This window comes from Nguyenibacter sp. L1, from assembly GCF_035199985.1.
GTDB lineage: Bacteria > Pseudomonadota > Alphaproteobacteria > Acetobacterales > Acetobacteraceae > Gluconacetobacter > Gluconacetobacter vanlangensis.
Map to the genome: position 1 here is coordinate 1575114 of NZ_CP127015.1, position 15399 is coordinate 1590512.

The 15399-nt window shown below is 68.3% G+C and carries 16 protein-coding genes; 7 read left to right on the plus strand and 9 right to left on the minus strand.

What is annotated here, in order from left to right:
* On the minus strand, positions 1-396 hold the full coding sequence (locus QN315_RS07210; protein ID WP_323992531.1) for a cupin domain-containing protein: 396 nt from the start codon (positions 394-396) through the stop codon (positions 1-3).
* A 130-nt stretch (positions 397-526) separates the two neighbouring features.
* Here QN315_RS07210 and QN315_RS07215 point away from each other — a divergent pair, with 130 nt between their 5' ends.
* Entirely contained in the window at positions 527-1444 is a 918-nt protein-coding gene (locus QN315_RS07215) for a LysR family transcriptional regulator (protein WP_323992533.1), read from the plus strand.
* Here QN315_RS07215 and QN315_RS07220 read toward each other — a convergent pair.
* Entirely contained in the window at positions 1433-1585 is a 153-nt protein-coding gene (locus QN315_RS07220) for a hypothetical protein (RefSeq protein WP_323992536.1), read from the minus strand. The two genes, QN315_RS07215 and QN315_RS07220, sit on opposite strands and share 12 nt — an antisense overlap.
* Before the next feature lie 83 nt (positions 1586-1668).
* Here QN315_RS07220 and QN315_RS07225 point away from each other — a divergent pair, with 83 nt between their 5' ends.
* On the plus strand, positions 1669-2163 hold the full coding sequence (locus QN315_RS07225; protein ID WP_323992538.1) for a nuclear transport factor 2 family protein: 495 nt from the start codon (positions 1669-1671) through the stop codon (positions 2161-2163).
* Positions 2164-2270: 107 nt separating this feature from the next.
* Here QN315_RS07225 and QN315_RS07230 read toward each other — a convergent pair whose 3' ends face one another.
* A complete protein-coding gene (locus QN315_RS07230; RefSeq protein WP_323993303.1) occupies positions 2271-3944 on the minus strand; it encodes a M28 family metallopeptidase in 1674 nt (557 codons plus the stop codon).
* 152 nt (positions 3945-4096) lie between these two features.
* Positions 4097-4852: a dienelactone hydrolase family protein gene (locus tag QN315_RS07235; RefSeq protein ID WP_323992540.1), complete on the minus strand. Its 756-nt coding sequence runs from the start codon at positions 4850-4852 to the stop codon at positions 4097-4099.
* 136 nt (positions 4853-4988) lie between these two features.
* Between QN315_RS07235 and QN315_RS07240 the strand changes: the two genes are divergently transcribed.
* Positions 4989-5177 (plus strand): DUF1737 domain-containing protein, encoded by a 189-nt coding sequence (locus QN315_RS07240; RefSeq protein ID WP_323992542.1) that lies wholly within the window; start codon positions 4989-4991, stop codon positions 5175-5177.
* Between the two features lie 15 nt (positions 5178-5192).
* On the opposite strand, the gene QN315_RS07245 is transcribed toward QN315_RS07240, so the two are convergent.
* The 4 genes from QN315_RS07245 to QN315_RS07260 all read right to left on the minus strand — a co-directional run bounded on the left by QN315_RS07245 (position 5193) and on the right by QN315_RS07260 (position 9965).
* The gene (locus QN315_RS07245; protein ID WP_323992544.1) at positions 5193-7409 is read right to left on the minus strand and encodes a glycoside hydrolase family 3 C-terminal domain-containing protein; all 2217 of its coding nucleotides are present in this window, start codon (positions 7407-7409) and stop codon (positions 5193-5195) included.
* A gap of 117 nt (positions 7410-7526) precedes the next feature.
* Entirely contained in the window at positions 7527-8144 is a 618-nt protein-coding gene (locus QN315_RS07250; RefSeq protein WP_323992546.1) for a nitroreductase family protein, read from the minus strand.
* Between the two features lie 76 nt (positions 8145-8220).
* On the minus strand, positions 8221-9000 hold the full coding sequence (locus tag QN315_RS07255; protein ID WP_323992548.1) for a sulfite exporter TauE/SafE family protein: 780 nt from the start codon (positions 8998-9000) through the stop codon (positions 8221-8223).
* 17 nt (positions 9001-9017) lie between these two features.
* Entirely contained in the window at positions 9018-9965 is a 948-nt protein-coding gene (locus QN315_RS07260; RefSeq protein WP_323992549.1) for an MBL fold metallo-hydrolase, read from the minus strand.
* Positions 9966-10099: 134 nt separating this feature from the next.
* Here QN315_RS07260 and QN315_RS07265 point away from each other — a divergent pair, with 134 nt between their 5' ends.
* Positions 10100-10816 (plus strand): peroxiredoxin, encoded by a 717-nt coding sequence (locus tag QN315_RS07265; RefSeq protein WP_408904600.1) that lies wholly within the window; start codon positions 10100-10102, stop codon positions 10814-10816.
* Positions 10813-11274, plus strand: a complete 462-nt coding sequence (locus tag QN315_RS07270; RefSeq protein WP_323992551.1) for a metalloregulator ArsR/SmtB family transcription factor — start codon at positions 10813-10815, stop codon at positions 11272-11274. Before QN315_RS07265 ends, QN315_RS07270 begins: the two co-directional genes overlap by 4 nt.
* Positions 11275-11292: 18 nt before the next feature.
* On the opposite strand, the gene QN315_RS07275 is transcribed toward QN315_RS07270, so the two are convergent.
* Complete coding sequence (locus QN315_RS07275; RefSeq protein WP_323992553.1) at positions 11293-12066, minus strand: class II aldolase/adducin family protein; 774 nt, start codon at positions 12064-12066, stop codon at positions 11293-11295.
* Positions 12067-12374: 308 nt separating this feature from the next.
* Between QN315_RS07275 and QN315_RS07280 the strand changes: the two genes are divergently transcribed.
* Both QN315_RS07280 and QN315_RS07285 read left to right on the plus strand, forming a co-directional pair.
* Positions 12375-13943, plus strand: coding sequence for an ABC transporter substrate-binding protein/permease (locus QN315_RS07280; protein ID WP_408904601.1), 1569 nt, complete (start codon positions 12375-12377; stop codon positions 13941-13943).
* Positions 13930-14697 (plus strand): amino acid ABC transporter ATP-binding protein, encoded by a 768-nt coding sequence (locus QN315_RS07285; protein ID WP_323992555.1) that lies wholly within the window; start codon positions 13930-13932, stop codon positions 14695-14697. Before QN315_RS07280 ends, QN315_RS07285 begins: the two co-directional genes overlap by 14 nt.
* The last annotated feature ends 702 nt before the right edge of the window (positions 14698-15399 follow it).

Genomic DNA, 15399 nt, shown 5'->3' on the forward strand with positions numbered 1-15399 from the left:
TTATGTCCGGTACTGATCGTCGCTTACCTTTTCCATCCAGTCCACGGGCGAGCCGTCGAATTTCTCCTGGATCGCGATATGGCTCATCGCCGTGGCGGGCGAGGCGCCATGCCAGTGCTTCTCGCCCGGCGCGAACCACACGACGTCGCCCGGACGAATCTCCTCAACCGGGCCGCCCTCGCGCTGCGCCCAGCCGAAACCGGACGTCACGATCAGGGTCTGCCCCAGCGGATGGGTATGCCATGCCGTCCGCGCCCCCGGTTCGAACGTGACCAGGGCGCCGGTCACGCGGGCCGGATCGGGCGGGGAGAAGAGCGGGTCGATCCGCACCGTGCCGGTGAAATACGCCTCGGGCCCTGTCCCGGAGGGCTGCGAACCGCTTCGCCTGATCTCCATGATGCGTCTCCTCCATGGGCGTCGGACGCGCCGCCATCATGGGCCGCGCCGTCGCACCCGGAAAATTAGCACGCGCTCCCGCGGTGATTAGACGCTGTTCTCCGTATGGACCTGTGAGTAGAACTTCATAATGATCCGGGACAATCTTCACGACCTGGCGGCCTTCGTCACCGTGGCGCAGGAACGCAGCTTCACCCGCGCGGCGGCGCTGCGCGGCGTGTCGCCCTCGGCGCTCAGCCAGACGATCCGCGCCCTCGAAACCCGCCTCGGCGTCCGGCTGCTGACGCGCACGACCCGCCGCGTCGCCCCGACCGAGGCCGGGCAGCGCCTGCTCCGGACCCTGGAGCCGCGCCTTGCGGAGATCGACGCCGAACTGGCGGCGCTCGGTGCGCTGCGCGAGCGGCCGGCCGGCACCATCCGCATCACCGCCACCGAAAACGCCGCCGGCGCGGTGCTGTGGCCGGCGCTGCGGCAGTTCCTGCCCCGCTATCCCGACATCAGGGTCGAGATCGCCGTCGAGTACGGCCTGACCGACATCGTGGCGGAGGGATACGATGCCGGGGTCCGCCCCGGCGACACCGTCGCCAGGGGTATGATCGCCGTGCCGATCGGGCCCGCCATGCGCATGGCGGTGGTGGGGGCGCCATCCTATCTCGCCCGCAGGCCGCCGCCGGACAGGCCGCAGGACCTGGCGGCGCATGAGTGCATCAACCTGCGCCTGCCCACCCATGGCGGCCTTTATGCCTGGGAGTTCGAGCGGGACGGCCGCGCATTCCGCGTGCGGGTCGCGGGGCGGCTGGTCTTCAATACCTCGACCCGCATCCTCGATGCCGCGATCGACGGCTTCGGCCTGGCCTACCTGACCGAACAGCAGGTCCGGCCCCATCTCGACAGCGGCCGGCTCGTCCGTCTTCTGGCGGAGTGGTGCCCCCCGTTCGCCGGCTATCACCTCTATTATCCCAGCCGCCGCCAGCCCCCGGCCGCCTTCGCCCTGCTGATCGAGGCCCTGCGCCATCGGCCCCGGCCGGGAAGCGCTTCAGCGCCGTGACCCCAGATGATCGACGAAGAACGCCGTGACGGCCGCGTTGAACGCATGATGAAAGGCGACCCGGTCAAAGTCCGGCGCGCTGGCCGCATCGGCCTCATTGTCGATCCTCCCAGCGTCGACGCATTTGCCCATCAGGACCAAGAGCGTTTCGTTATATCGGGAGTTGATAAATACACGTTCTCTGTTCAAGATCACCGATATGGGCCGTCAGGGCGAAATCCTGGATGACGGCACACTACGCACCACTCACCGCGGTGTTGGGCCCAATCGGCGCCACAACCCTCAAGACGGCACACGCGCTGATCGCGAGCGGCAAGGCCCGGGATAAAATCATATTGGAGGAATTTTGCATGAACACGGCTCTGGACATCGTGCGCCGATGGTATGCAACTGGCGATGTAAGCTTGCTCGCTCCTCACATCGAATGGAAGGTTTTAGAAACTTTCCCGGCGGGTGGCACCTATAACGGGCGTGACGACATAGCGGAGCGCTTCTTTCCTGCCGTCAAAAGTCAGTTCGCGGTCTATGAGACGAGACCCCAGCGCTTCGTCGCAGATGGTGAGACCGTGGTCAGTACCGGCATCTATCATGTGCAGGGAAAGAGCGGGCGGACAGCGGATATCGCCTTTGCCCACATTTGGACTGTGCAAGATGGGCAGATCGCGGCGTTTCAGCAAATAGCCGACACGGCGGCGATGCAGGACGTTCTGGGCCGTTAATTTGATCGTGGTCGCATAGCGCGGCCATTTGGGTCCACCCGCACAGATCCGGGCCGCCGGGCTGCTCGCCCCCGAACGGCCCTGACCCGCTCCGTGCGGACGCCCGTTCAGTTTCCGCCGCGCTCGGCGGCGCTGGCCGCGCGAATTGCCGCGAATTCCGACCCGGCCTTCCAGTGCGGCCAGGCGTGGGAGAAGGCCAGGTCGCGGCCCACCCGATAGACCAGGGCCGCGTCTTCCGCCGCGCCGCGCGTGTCCAGCGCCGGGCTCCACGCGTCGCAGGCCTGGTGGTAGCATTCCATATAGGCCTTCAGCCATGCCGCGCCGGCCGCGGTGCCGCCGGTTTGCAGGTCGGGGAACCCGGCCATGTCCATCACCGCCAGCACCGGCACCCCGGCCCGGGCGAACGGCAGGTGATCGGCCCGGTAGAACGCCCCGCGCTCGGGCTTCGCCTCGGGCTGCGCGACGCGCCCCTGCGCGCGGGCCGCCGTGGCGAAATCGTCCTGCACGCTGTCCTGCCCCGCCCCGATCACGAAGACATTGCGCGACGGCCCGGCCATCTGCAGCACGTCGATGGTGAAATTCACCGCCGTCCTGGCCAGGGGCGCCAGCGGGTGGGCCGCATACCAGCTCGATCCCAGCAGGCCGCGTTCCTCGGCCGTCCAGGCCGCGAACATCACCGTCCGTTCGGGCCGCGGCCCCGCCTTGAAGGCGCGCGCGATTTCCAGGATCGCGGCGATCCCCGACCCGTCGTCGATCGCCCCCCGCCGGATCACGGGACGGCCCTGCGCGTCCACCCCCGTGCCGAACGCATCCCAATGCGCGCCGAACATCACCGTCTCGTCGGGATGGCGCGTGCCCGTCAGCTTGCCGATGACGTTGCGGCTTTGCAGATGCGCGACCGAGACCGGAATATCGGCCGTGAACGCCGCCCCCGGCAGCGTCACCGGCCGGAACGCCGGATCGCGCGCCCGCACCCGCAGCGCCGCCAGGTCCAGCCCCGCGCGGGCGAACAGCCGCGCCGCCGCGTCGCCCTGCAGCCAGCCCTGCAAGGGCACCGGCCGGTCGGCCGCCCCCGTGCGCGCGATGTCGAACGCCTCGCCGCCCGGCGCGATCACCGTCGTCCACGGATAGGACGCGCCCGGCGTGTCATGCACGATCAGCGCCGCGATCGCCCCGCGCCGGGCCGCTTCCTCATATTTATAGGTCCAGCGTCCGTAATAGGTCATCGTCCTGCCGCCGAACCGGCCGGCGACGGGCTCGCCCGGCCGCGCGTCGAAATCCGGGTCATTGACCAGGAAGACCGCGACCTTGCCCTTCAGGTCCACGCCCTTGTAATCGTCCCATCCGCGTTCGGGCGCGTGCACGCCGTACCCGACGAAGACCAGCGGCGCGCCGTCGATCCGGATCCGCGTATCCGGAACCAGGGTCGAAAGATAGATGTCCTTCCCCGGCGCCAGAGGCGTCGCCGCACCGCCGATCGTGACGTCCAGCCGCGCAGGGGTGCCGATGCGGGTGCGCACCAGCGGCACCACCTGCGTCCAGCCGCCATGCTCGCCCCCCGGCTCCAGCCCGATCGCACGATATTGCGCGATCAGCCACGCCACCGTCTTTGCCTCGCCCGCCGTCGCCGGCGCCCGTCCCGCGAAGGAATCCGACGCCAGGGTGCGCATCGCCGCCGACATCCGCGCCGGGTCGACCGGCGCCCAGGGTGTCTGGGCTCGGGGCGTCTGGGCAAGGGCAGGTTGGGCGAGGATCAGGGCGGGCAACAGCGCGGCGGTCATGCGGTGAGAGATCGGCAAAACATCACTCCAGTGGCAAAAAGAACCTTCTTTTTCTGAAGAAAAAGAAGCAAAAAGACTTTTATTCGTTTAGGGACTTTGCGTGTGGCCGGCACATATTCCCTGAACGTCCGGAAGTTTTTTGGTTCTTTTTTTCAAAAAAGAACAGAGCTATCCCCCAACGTTTCGTCCAGCAGGGTAAAGAGGCGCTTGAAATGCAGCGCGTCCGCCGCGGGGCTATAAACCGGGGCGTCGGTCGCGGTGAAGCCGTGCAGCGCACCCTTGTAGAGTTCGGTGGTGAAATGCACGCCGGCCTCGGCCAGGGCGCGGTCCATGGCCGCGATCTGCTCGGGCGGCATCAGCGCGTCACGGTCCGCGTGGCCCAGATAGACCCGTGCCGCGATGCCGCCGACCGCATGGACGACGCTGTCGGGGTCATTCCCATCAGCCAGGCGCGCGGCATGGAACGCGGCGGCGGCCCCGACCCGGTCGGGATGCAGCGCGGCCAGGCGCAGCGCGAAGGCGCCGGTCATGCAATAGCCGACCGTGCCGATCGCCCCGTCGGCGAAGGCCGGATCGGCCGCGATCGCGGCCAGCAGGGCCGCGAAATCGCGCGCCTGCGCCAGCGGCGTCAGATGGGCGGCATAGCCCAGCAGCATATTGCGCATGTCCGGATCGCGGAAGGATCGGCCGGCGGGCACGACCTGGCCGGCGGCGCTGCGGTAATAGATGTTGGGCATCAGCACGGCATAGCCGCCATCGGCGATCCGCTGCGCCTTGTCGTGATAGCTGGAACGCAGCCCGCCGATATCGCTGAACAGCAGCACGGCCGGATGCGGCCCGGCGCCGTCCGGGACGAAGACCAGGGCATCGATCACGCCATCCGGCGCGGGAATGGACAGCGGGCGCATGGACATCTCCTGTTTTCTGTTCCCTGTTTCGTTAGGGGGCAAGCGCGGTTCCGCCGGCCCGGTTTTTCTGCACTATGGCCCATCGCGCGCCGAACCGAAACGCACCACCGGCGCGCGCAAGGACAGGAGAGCCCCGATGCCCCACCCCCCGCCCGACGGCATGCCGCGCTATCGGCTGTTGACCGGCAAGGACGATGCCGCCTTCTGCCGCCGCGTCTCCGAAGCGATCGAGCTGGGCTACAGGCTCTATGGATCGCCCGCCGCCACCTTTAACGGCGAGAATGTCGTGGTGGCCCAGGCGATCCTCTGGCCGGACGACGAATAGCCGGCGCCGCCGGCCCTACGGCGCCATCGTCCAGCCGGCCAGGGCGATTTCCCGCACCGTGCCCTGGTCCGCCGCGTCGGTGGCGAGACGGACCTGGAACCGCCCGGCCGGCACCCGCCAGCGATCCGCCGCGTCGTCGAAACGGGCCAGGACGCGGGGCTCGAGCGTGACCGCCACCTGTTGGGATTCGCCCCTGGCCAGCGTCAGGCGCTGCCAGCCCGCCAGCCGGCGGCCGCCGCCATCGGGCAGCGTGACATAGAGCTGCGGCACGGCGACCCCGTCACGGGGTCCGACATTGCGCACGGTGAACCGGGCGACGACATCGTGGCCCGATGCCGCCAGCGTCAGATCGCCCATGCGGAAATCCGTGTAGGTCAGGCCGAACCCGAACGGAAAGAGCGGCTGCCGGCGGCGCGCGTCGAACCAGCGATAGCCGACCTCGCTGCCTTCGTCGTACATGACTTCCTGGTCGGTGTGGAACTGGACGTCGAACACGGTATTGGCCCGCACCCCCGCGATGTCCGGGCGCGGCAATTGCGCCGCCGCGCGGGGGAAGGTTATCGGCAGGTGGCCCGACGGGGCCGCCGCGCCGTAGAGCAGCCGCGCGATCGCCTGGCCGCCGCCCGAACCGGGATACCAGGCCTGCATCACGGCCTGCACCGACTCCAGCCAGGGCATCAGCACCGGATTGCCGGTTTCCAGCACCACCACGACATGCGGATTGGCCCGCGCCACCGCGGCAATCAGCGCGTCCTGCCCGTCCGGCAGCGACAGGTCGGGGGAATCGATCGATTCCACCGACCATTTCGTGGCGAAGATCACCACCGCGTCGGCCTGCCGCGCCGCCTGTGCCGCGCGGGCCGGATCGGTGCCCGGGTCATAGGCCAGCTTCTCACCGGCCAGCGCCTGCATCGCCCGCAGCGGCGCGGAGGGGAAATAGACCGGCGCCCCGGGCCAGGGCAGCGCCTTGTCGTCGGCCGGCACCGCGTTGCCGCCGATGGGCACGACCTGTGCCGAACCGCCGCCCGAGATGACGCCCGCATCGGCATGGCCGCCGATCACCAGCACATGCGCATCGCGCCGCAGCGGCAGGATGCCCCGGTTGCGCAGCAGGACGGCGCCTTCTTCCTCGTCCTGCTCGGCGATCGCCGTGTCGGCCGCCGCGTCGATCGGGGTGATGACCGGCGGATGTTCGGGCAGCCCGACATCATAGACCGCATACAGCACCCGCCGCGCCATGTCGGCGATCCGCGCGCGCGGCACCGCGCCCGCCTGCACCGCCTGGACCAGCATCGGACCGAAGAACGGGCGCGCATCGATCGTATCGCCCGAGGATTCCTGGTCCAGCCCCGCCAGCGCGGCCCGGACGGTGGTATGGTCCGCGCCCCAGTCCGACATGACGAATCCGGGATAATGCCAGTCCTGCTTGAGGGTTTTCGTCAGCAGATAGGCGTTCTCGCAGGCGAAGAGGTCGTTGACCCGGTTGTAGGAACACATCACCGCGCCCGGATGTCCCGTCTCGATCGCGATCTCGAATCCCAGCAGGTCGCTCTCGCGCATCGCCGCTGGGGCGATGTTCGCGCTGAGCGTCATGCGCGATGTTTCCAGGTCGTTCATCGCGAAATGCTTGAGCGTGGAGATGACGTGCCGGGACTGGATCCCCGCGATGGTCTGGCCCACGATCCGCCCGGTCAGCAGCGGGTCCTCGCCGGCATATTCGAAATTGCGCCCGTTGCGCGGATCGCGCGTCAGGTCCGCGCCGCCGGCCAGCAGCACGTTGAAGCCGTTGCGCCACGCCTCGGCGCCGATCATCGCGCCGCCCGCGCGCGCCATGGCGACATCCCACGTGCCGGCGGTGGCCAGCCCGGACGGCAGCGAGACCGCCGGGCCGTTGGTCCGCACATGGCGCGGATCGCCCACCCCCAGCCCGGCATCGGTTTCCTCCAATGCCGGCAGGCCGAGATGGGCGGGCGGCAGCAGGAAGGCCGCCGACCCCAGCGCGCCCCGCGGGATGGCATGCGCCCCGAACCCGCCGCCGTCGCGGCTGAACACCAGGGCCAACTGGTCCTGCAGCAACATGTGCCGCAGCAGCGCATCGGCCCGCTGCGCCGCCGTTGGCGCCCCGTTCTGCGCGCCATCTTGCGCGCCATCCTGCGCCATCACCGGCTCGACCGGCGCGCCCGCCGCCACCAGGGCGCACAGCCCGCCCCTCACCCAGCCCAACCGCTTCATGAATCCCCTGATTTCAATTTGATGTCGAAACAATTCAACCGCGGCCCGACATGGGTCCGTGCGTATCGGCGTGCGCGGACCCGTGCCGGGCGGTTGCTGATTCCCGTCGAAGGACGCTTACGAACGGACCCCGCCGAAACGGCCGGCAAACGCGATCTGCGACAAGGGCAGCCGGTCCGAGGGATTTTCGCGGGCGCGCAGGCCCTCGGGCAGGGTGTCGGGCGGGGCTTGGCGGCCGATGGCGATCGCGGCGTGAATCGCATGGTCCTGGGGCACGCCCAGCCCGGCGCGGATCGCGTCATGGTCGATGCCGCTCATCGCGTGGGCGGCCCAGCCCGACGCGGTGGCCTGCAGCATGATCTGCGCGGCGGCGGCACCGGCATCGAAGGCATGGGTGGGCGCGGGCACCGGATCGGTCTTGCCCGGCGGCACCATCGTGGTGGCCGACAGCACGAAGACCAGCGCCGAGGCCGAGCCGGCCCAGGACTGGTTGAACGGCACCAGATAGCTGACGAACCGTTCCCACGCGGCGCCCCCGTCCGGTCCTCCACGTAGCGCGTAGACGAAGCGCCAGGTCTGCGAATTATAGGCCGAGGCCGCCCAGCGCCCGGCTTCGAGGAAGGACAGCAGCGTCTCCTCGGTCATCGCCGATCCGTCATAGGCGCGCGGCGACCAGCGATCGACGAAAAACCGGTGAACCGGCAGAGTGGGAACACGGGAAGGCGCAGTCGTCATAAGCTATCCACCTCGGTACGGGACGATTCGTTCCGAGCTTAGTGTTCCGTCCGCGAAATGCGTAGGCCAAATTCGCCTAGGCCGGCGCGGCAATGCCGCGCCACACCATATAGGCCGCCACGACGAAGATGATGCAGGCGAAGATCCGGGTCAGCAGGCCGCGCGACGCCGCCAGGTGGCGGGCCGCCCGCGTGCCGCCCAGGCTGCCTGCCACGCCGCCCGCGACGAACAGCCCGGCCAGCGGCCAGTCCACCATGCCCGACAGCGCATAGCTGACGCTGGTGCTGAAGCCGAAGCAGGCCACCGCGACCAGCGAGGTGCCGACCGCGTTGAGAATCGGCATGCCGGTCGAGGCCATCAGGCCCGGCACGATCAGGAACCCGCCGCCGATCCCGAAGAAACCGGACAGCAGGCCCGTGGCCAGCCCCGTGCCGGCGATCCGCCCCGCATTGTCGCGGGTGCAGGTGGCCATCGGGTCCCCCGCGCCCGCGCGCGCGCGCAGCATCAGCGCGCCCACCCCCACCATCAGCACGGCGAAGGCCAGCAGCAGGCGCTGCCCGCCCATGATCTTGCCCTCATGCGCGCCAAGCAGCGCGCCCATCACCCCGGCCGCCGCGAATACCGTTGCGCAGCGCCACCTGACAGTTCGCGCCCGCGCGTGGCTGGCCAGCCCGGCCAGGGCATTGGCGGCGACCGCCGCCGCGCTGGTGCCGATCGCGACATGCGCGTCGCGCAGCCCGACCAGATAGACCATCAGCGGCACCGCCAGGATCGACCCCCCGCCGCCCACCAGCCCCAGGGTAAAACCGACCAGCACGCCCGACAGCACGCCCAGCCCAGCCTGCACGGGTTCCATCGCGACGGCCGGCCCGCTTACAGCGTGTCCAGCGGGATCTTGATATAGCGCGTGCCGTTCGATTCCGGCGGCGGCAGATGCCCGCCGCGCATATTCACCTGCACCGAGGGCATGATCAGCCGCGGCAGGTCCAACGCCGCGTCGCGCGTCGTGCGCATGGTGACGAAACTGTCCTCGGCCACGCCGTCATGCACGTGGATATTGCCCGCGCGCTCGGCCCCCACCGTGGTTTCCCATGCGAAATCCGGCCGCCCGGGCGCCCCGTAATCATGACAGAGGAACAGCCGCGTCGCATCCGGCAGCGACAGCAGCCGCCGCGTGGACCGATAGAGCATCCGCGCGTCGCCGCCGGGGAAATCGGCCCGTGCGGTCCCGTAATCGGGCATGAACAGCGTGTCGCCGATAAAGGCCGCGTCGCCGATCACGAAAGCCATGTCGGCCGGGGTATGGCCCGGCACATGCAGGGCGATCGCATCGATCGCCCCCAGGCGGAAGGGCTCGCCATCGGTGAACAGCCGGTCGAACTGCGACCCGTCGCGGGCGAATTCGGTGCCCTCGTTGAAGATCTTGCCGAAGACCTGCTGCACGCGGACGATTTCCGCCCCGATCGCCAGCACCCCGCCGGTCTGTTGCTGCAGCCAGGGCGCCGCCGACAGATGGTCGGCATGGACATGGGTTTCCAGATGCCAGGCGACCTGCAGCCCCTCGGCCCGCAGATAGTCCAGGACGGCCAGCGCCGACAGGTGCCCCGTCCGGCCCGAGGCGGGGTCGTAATCCAGCACGCTGTCGACCACCGCCGCCTGCCGGGTCGCCGGATCATACACCACATGGGTGGCGGTAAAGGTCGCCCGGTCGAAGAAGCTGCGCACCACCGGCGCGTCCGGCCGGCCCGACCAGGCGGCGACCTGCCGGGCGGCAGCATCGCGGGCGGGATCGGCGGAGGGGGAAACGGGATCGGCGATCATGGTCCTGCACCCTTTCCTGATGGCGTCAGATTAGCACGCGGGCCCGCTCGCCAGCGATCAATTTCTTACTTTCATAATATCTGTATTTAATGGCTGATATTGCGTCAAGCCACATGGAATGCGACATCCCTGCCATGTCCGACAGCCCGACGCCCGACCGTCCCGCGCAGCCCGCCCTTCCGGTCCCTGCCGCCCCTGGTCCTGCCGCCTCGAATCCCGCAGCATCTTCCGGCATCGCGCCGCTGCGGATCGGCGATCCGGCGCCCGATTTCGCGGCCCGCACCACGCACGGCACGATGCGGCTGAGCGATTATCGCGGGCGCTGGCTGGTCTTCTTCTCCCACCCGGCGGATTTCACCCCGGTCTGCACCAGCGAATTCGTGGCGCTGGCCCGCGCCGCCGAGCGGTTCGCCGCGCTGGACTGCGCGCTGCTGGGCCTGTCGGTGGACAGCCTGCATGCCCACCTGGCGTGGATCGAGGCCATCCGCGCCCAGTTCGGCGCCCCCGTCCCCTTTCCGGTCGTCGAGGACCCGACCATGGCGGTCGGCCGCGCCTTCGGCATGCTGGACGCCACCGCCCGCGACAGCGCCACGGTGCGGGCCAGCTATTTCATCGATCCGGCGGGGATCGTGCAGGCGATCACCTGGTATCCGATGTCGGTCGGGCGTTCGGTGGCCGAGATGCTGCGCCTGGTCGCGGCGCTGCAGCGCGCGGCGCGAGGCGATGCGCTGACGCCCGAGGGCTGGCAGCCCGGGGCAAACATCGTGCTGCCCGCCGTGCGCACGGCGCAGGACGCCGCCGACGCCGGCCCGGGATGGTTCTGCCGGACCCGGCCGGATGCGGCCCCGTGACCGCGCCCACCATGCCGGGCCGCTCCTTGGATCGCCCTGGCGCCGAGCGGCTGGCCGAGCGGCTGCGCCATCTGGCGCAACCCCAGCGGCTGATGATCCTGTCGTTGCTGGCGGGGCACGGCGATCGGGGACAGGACTACGCGGTGGGCGACATCGAGGCGCTGACCGGCATCGGCCAGCCGGCGCTCAGCCAGCAACTGGCCGAGCTGCGCCGTGCCGGCCTGGTCACCACCCGGCGCCAGGGGCGGCTGGTGCGCTATCGGCTGGCCGAGGATGAATGCGGCCGCCAGGCCCGGGCGATCCTCGGCCTTCTCCACACGGATTTCCGTACGGACGGTCCGGCCGGCCCGGCGCCCGTGGCGACGCCCGAGAGAGCGCCCGAGGGCGCCCCGTCTCGGGACGAAGCGCCCGGCGATGCCGCGGGCTTCGTCGCCATCCTGCCGCGTCCGGCGGCCTGAATCCGGCCCGGTCCCGCATCAATCCCGGTAATCGGGCTGTTCCCGATCCAGCTTGCGCCGCAGCGCCTGCCAGGCCAGTTCGCCCTTGTCCGCCTCCTCGGCGAACTGCCGCCGGGTGCGGGCGACCTTCTCCGGCGAGGGCACGTGCAGCGCCGCCCCGGTGGATTGCGCCGCCACCTGGATGCGGCAGGCCTGCTCGAGATAATAGGTGCGATAGAACGTCTCGGCGATGGTGCGCCCGACGGTCAGCAGGCCGTGATTCTGCAGGATCATCGCGTTCCTGTCGCCCAGGTCGCGCACCAGGCGCTCACGCTCGCTCAGATTGTCGTCGGCGGCGATCCCTTCATAGGAATGGAAGGCCACGTCGCCGGAAAATTCGATGCTGATCTGGTTCAGCGGCAGGATGCCCGCGTCCTGCGCCGCCACCACCATGCCCGCCAGCGTATGGGTGTGCATCACGCAGGCCGCGTCGGGGCGGCTGCGATGGATGGCCGAATGGATCACGAATCCCGCCGGATTGACCGGATAGAGGGTGGGCTGAGCCGGCAGCCCGTCCGCATCGACCACCACCAGCGACGACGCGGTGATTTCCTCGAACAGATAGCCGTACGGATTGACCAGGAACCGGTGCGCCGCCCCCGGCAGGCGGACCGACAGGTGGGTATAGACCAGGTCGGTCATGCCGAAGAGCGCCAGCAGGCGATAGGCCGCCGCCAGGTCTCGGCGCAGCGCGCCCTCGTCGGGCTGGGTCCCCTCGGCGGGTTGGGTCCCGGTATTTTGCAGATTCTCCATTATGACCCTCCGACAGGCGAAAACGACACGGACGAATAACCGGGATATTAGCGCACCCCACGCCCGGACGCACGGGCGCGACACGCCGGAAGGTCCGGCGGTGTCGTTCCGGATTAAATATGAAACGATCAAAGTGAAGTTCAGCAATCGCGGCGAAAGACGGAAAAATGTCGGTTTTTCAACCCTTCCCCGTCCACCCGCCATATTGTCCCGGCATGGCCCCGTCGCGTGGGACCGTGATAGGCTGGCGCCGGCGAGCACCGCCCCCGCCATGATGGCGCTTCAGACCCAGCAAGAAGGATGCATGCGTGTCCGGCAGCCGATATGCCACCATTCTCCTGCCGCTCCTGTTCTGGGTGGTGGCCTGCCTGACCGTTCAGGATGCCCGCGCCCAGGCCCCGGCGGGGGCCGAGGGCCGGCCCGGCTTCGTCCGCGACGGCCGGCTGGTCGTCTGCACCAACCCGACCCTGCCGCCCATGACCTTCATCGACGGCACGTCGGACAGCGACCTGGCGGGGGTGGACATCGACGTGGCGCGCTGGCTGGGCCGGTACTGGCATGTTCCGGTCAGCTTCGTGACGATGGATTTCATCGGGCTGTTCCCCAGCCTGGAGGCCGGGCGCTGCGGCATGGTGATCAGCGGCGTGCTGCGCCAGCCCGCGCGCGAGCTGCGCTTCGACGCCGTGCCGTACCAGCAGACCGGCCTGGTGGTGGTGGCGCGTGCCGGCACGCCGCGCGTCGGCGCGATGGAAGCGCTGTCCGGCAAGGTGCTGGCCGTGCAGTCGGGCACCAGCTATGCCGCGCGGATCGCGCAGGACAACGCCGCGCTGGCTGCCTCCCATCTGGCGCCGATCATCATCCAGCAATACCCGACCGAGGACCAGGTGGTGCAGCAGGTGCTGATCGGCCGGGCCTTCGCCTTCGTCAGCCAGGATGTCGAGCTGTATTTCCGCCAGAAGCAACTGCACGGCAAGGTCTCGGTGATCTTCCAGCCCAGCTATCCGGAATACCGCGATTTCGCGATCTATATCCGCAAGGACGCACAGGACCGCGCGGCCCTGGACGGCGCCGTTCGCGCACTGCACGACAGCGGGCAGTTCCAGCCCATCCTGCAACGCTGGCAGATCACGCCCTCGGCCGCGGCCTCGGTCCAGGGCGGCGCGGCCGCCGGCGGCTTCAACTGGCGCACGTTCGGCGCGGCGCTGGTCTCGCCCGCCTATCTGCGTGGTGCCGCGATCACGCTGGCCATGGCGGTGCTGTCGCATTTCAGCGCGATCCTGCTGGCCATTCCGATGGCGCTGAAGCTGAACGGGCGCGACGGGCTGACCAAGACCGCCATCCGCTGTTATGTCGGGCTGTTCCGCGCGGCGCCGACCCTGTTGCAATTGCTGTTCGTCTGGAACGCGCTGCCGCAATTCTTCCCGATCTTCCGCGAGGGCTGGTTCACCCCGTTCCTGGCCGCCTGGATCTCGCTGTCGATCAATGAGGCCGCGTACCAGGTCGAAATCAACCGCGCCGCGCTGCAGGCCATCGATCCGGGCCAGGCCCTGGCCGGTGACGCGCTGGGCATGTCGCGGCTGCAGGTCTATCGCCACGTCATCTTTCCGCAGGCGCTGCGCATCGCCCTGCCGCCGACGATCAACGAATTCATCAGCCTGATCAAGACGACGTCGCTCGCCTCGGTCATCTCGCTGCAGGAATTGCTGGCCACCACCCAGATCAACGTGGCGCGCAGCTTCGAATTCACTGAATATTACGCGGCGGCGCTGATCTATTACCTGCTGATCGTGTTCTTTTTCCTCTGGGTCCAGAAGCGCATCGAACGGCGCTTCGCCTGGGCCGACCGACTGAAGGCCAGCCAGCATGCCGCAGCCTGACACCTTCCGGCCCGAGGCCGGCACGCCGCTGATCAGCGTGCAGAATGTGCAGAAATCCTATGGCGCGTTCCGGGTGCTGCATAATGTGTCGCTGAGCGTGGCGCGGGGCGAGAAGATCGTGGTCCTCGGGCCGTCCGGCTCGGGGAAGTCCACGCTGATCCGCTGTTTCAACCGGATCGAGCCGCATGATGCCGGCACGATCGTGATCGACGGCACCACGATCGACGCCGCGATCGAACTGACCCGGCTGCGCTGCATGGTCGGGCTGGTGTTCCAGAACTACAATCTGTTTCCGCATCTGACGGTGCTGGAAAACTGCACCCTGTCGCCGCGCGTAGTGAAGAAGCTGGGCCGCGCCGAGGCCGAAGCCCTGGCGATGAATTTCCTGCACAAGGTGAACATCGCGGATCAGGCGGGCAAATATCCGATCCAGCTTTCCGGCGGCCAGCAGCAGCGCGCGGCCATCGCCCGCGCCCTGTGCATGCAGCCCTCGGTGATGCTGTTCGACGAGCCGACCGCCGCCCTGGACCCCGAGGCGGTGTCGGGCATCGTCGACATCATCGACAGCCTGGCCGCCGACGGCATCACCACCATCGCCGTCACCCACGACATGGGCTTCGCCCGCCGCATCGCCGACCGGATCCTGTTCATGGACCAGGGCCGCGTACTCGAGGACGCCCCGCCGGAAACCTTCTTCACCACGCCCCAGACCGAGCGCGCCCGCGCGTTCCTGAGCCAGATGCTGCGCTATTGATGGTGCATGCGGTGTGGGGGAGTGATGGTTGCATGGGGTTCGGGTTTTGTTTTACCCAGATTCTGTCGGTAGGGCGTCGGAAGGCTTACTGGTTAATGGACAATACTCGAAGAAAGGAAACCAGCGGCTTTCGCCTCCATGTCGGTCATACGTGCCTATAAATAGCTTTCCGCGTAGCGGAAATAAGCATCAACGCCTCTCTCGTTCGAGTTGGCCGATAGCCGTCAATCCGTTTCAGAGCACACAGCTAGGACAAGCGGATGTAAACTGGCTGAAGGTGTGTTCTTCCGAAGCCGACCCGAGCGGCCCTCCACCATTCAGTGACTTCTACGACCGAAAAGGATATATGAAGAGAATGTTCCGCGCTTGGAGTTCACCTCTACGTCTTCTTCGGCCGCCGCCGCTCGGAAGTTCAACCCAGCACAAGTCAACGAGTATGAGGCCTAGAGCCGGATTGCCTCGGTGGGCCACGACTCTTGTCATGAGTTGGCGGCCCGTTCTGGTCGACACAGGTTTCGAGATTCTACCTGCTTCTCCTCTAGCTTGTTTTGGGAAGCGTGTCTCGCGAAGCGAGCCGGTAACGACCTTGGGCACCAAGAGGCGATCGCAACCGCTTAGGTTCACTCACCACTATCAGCAAGCATTCCGGCGGCATGTCACATGATGTTTGAGGCCGGGCTTTGATGGTGCCTCGTTTTCTCG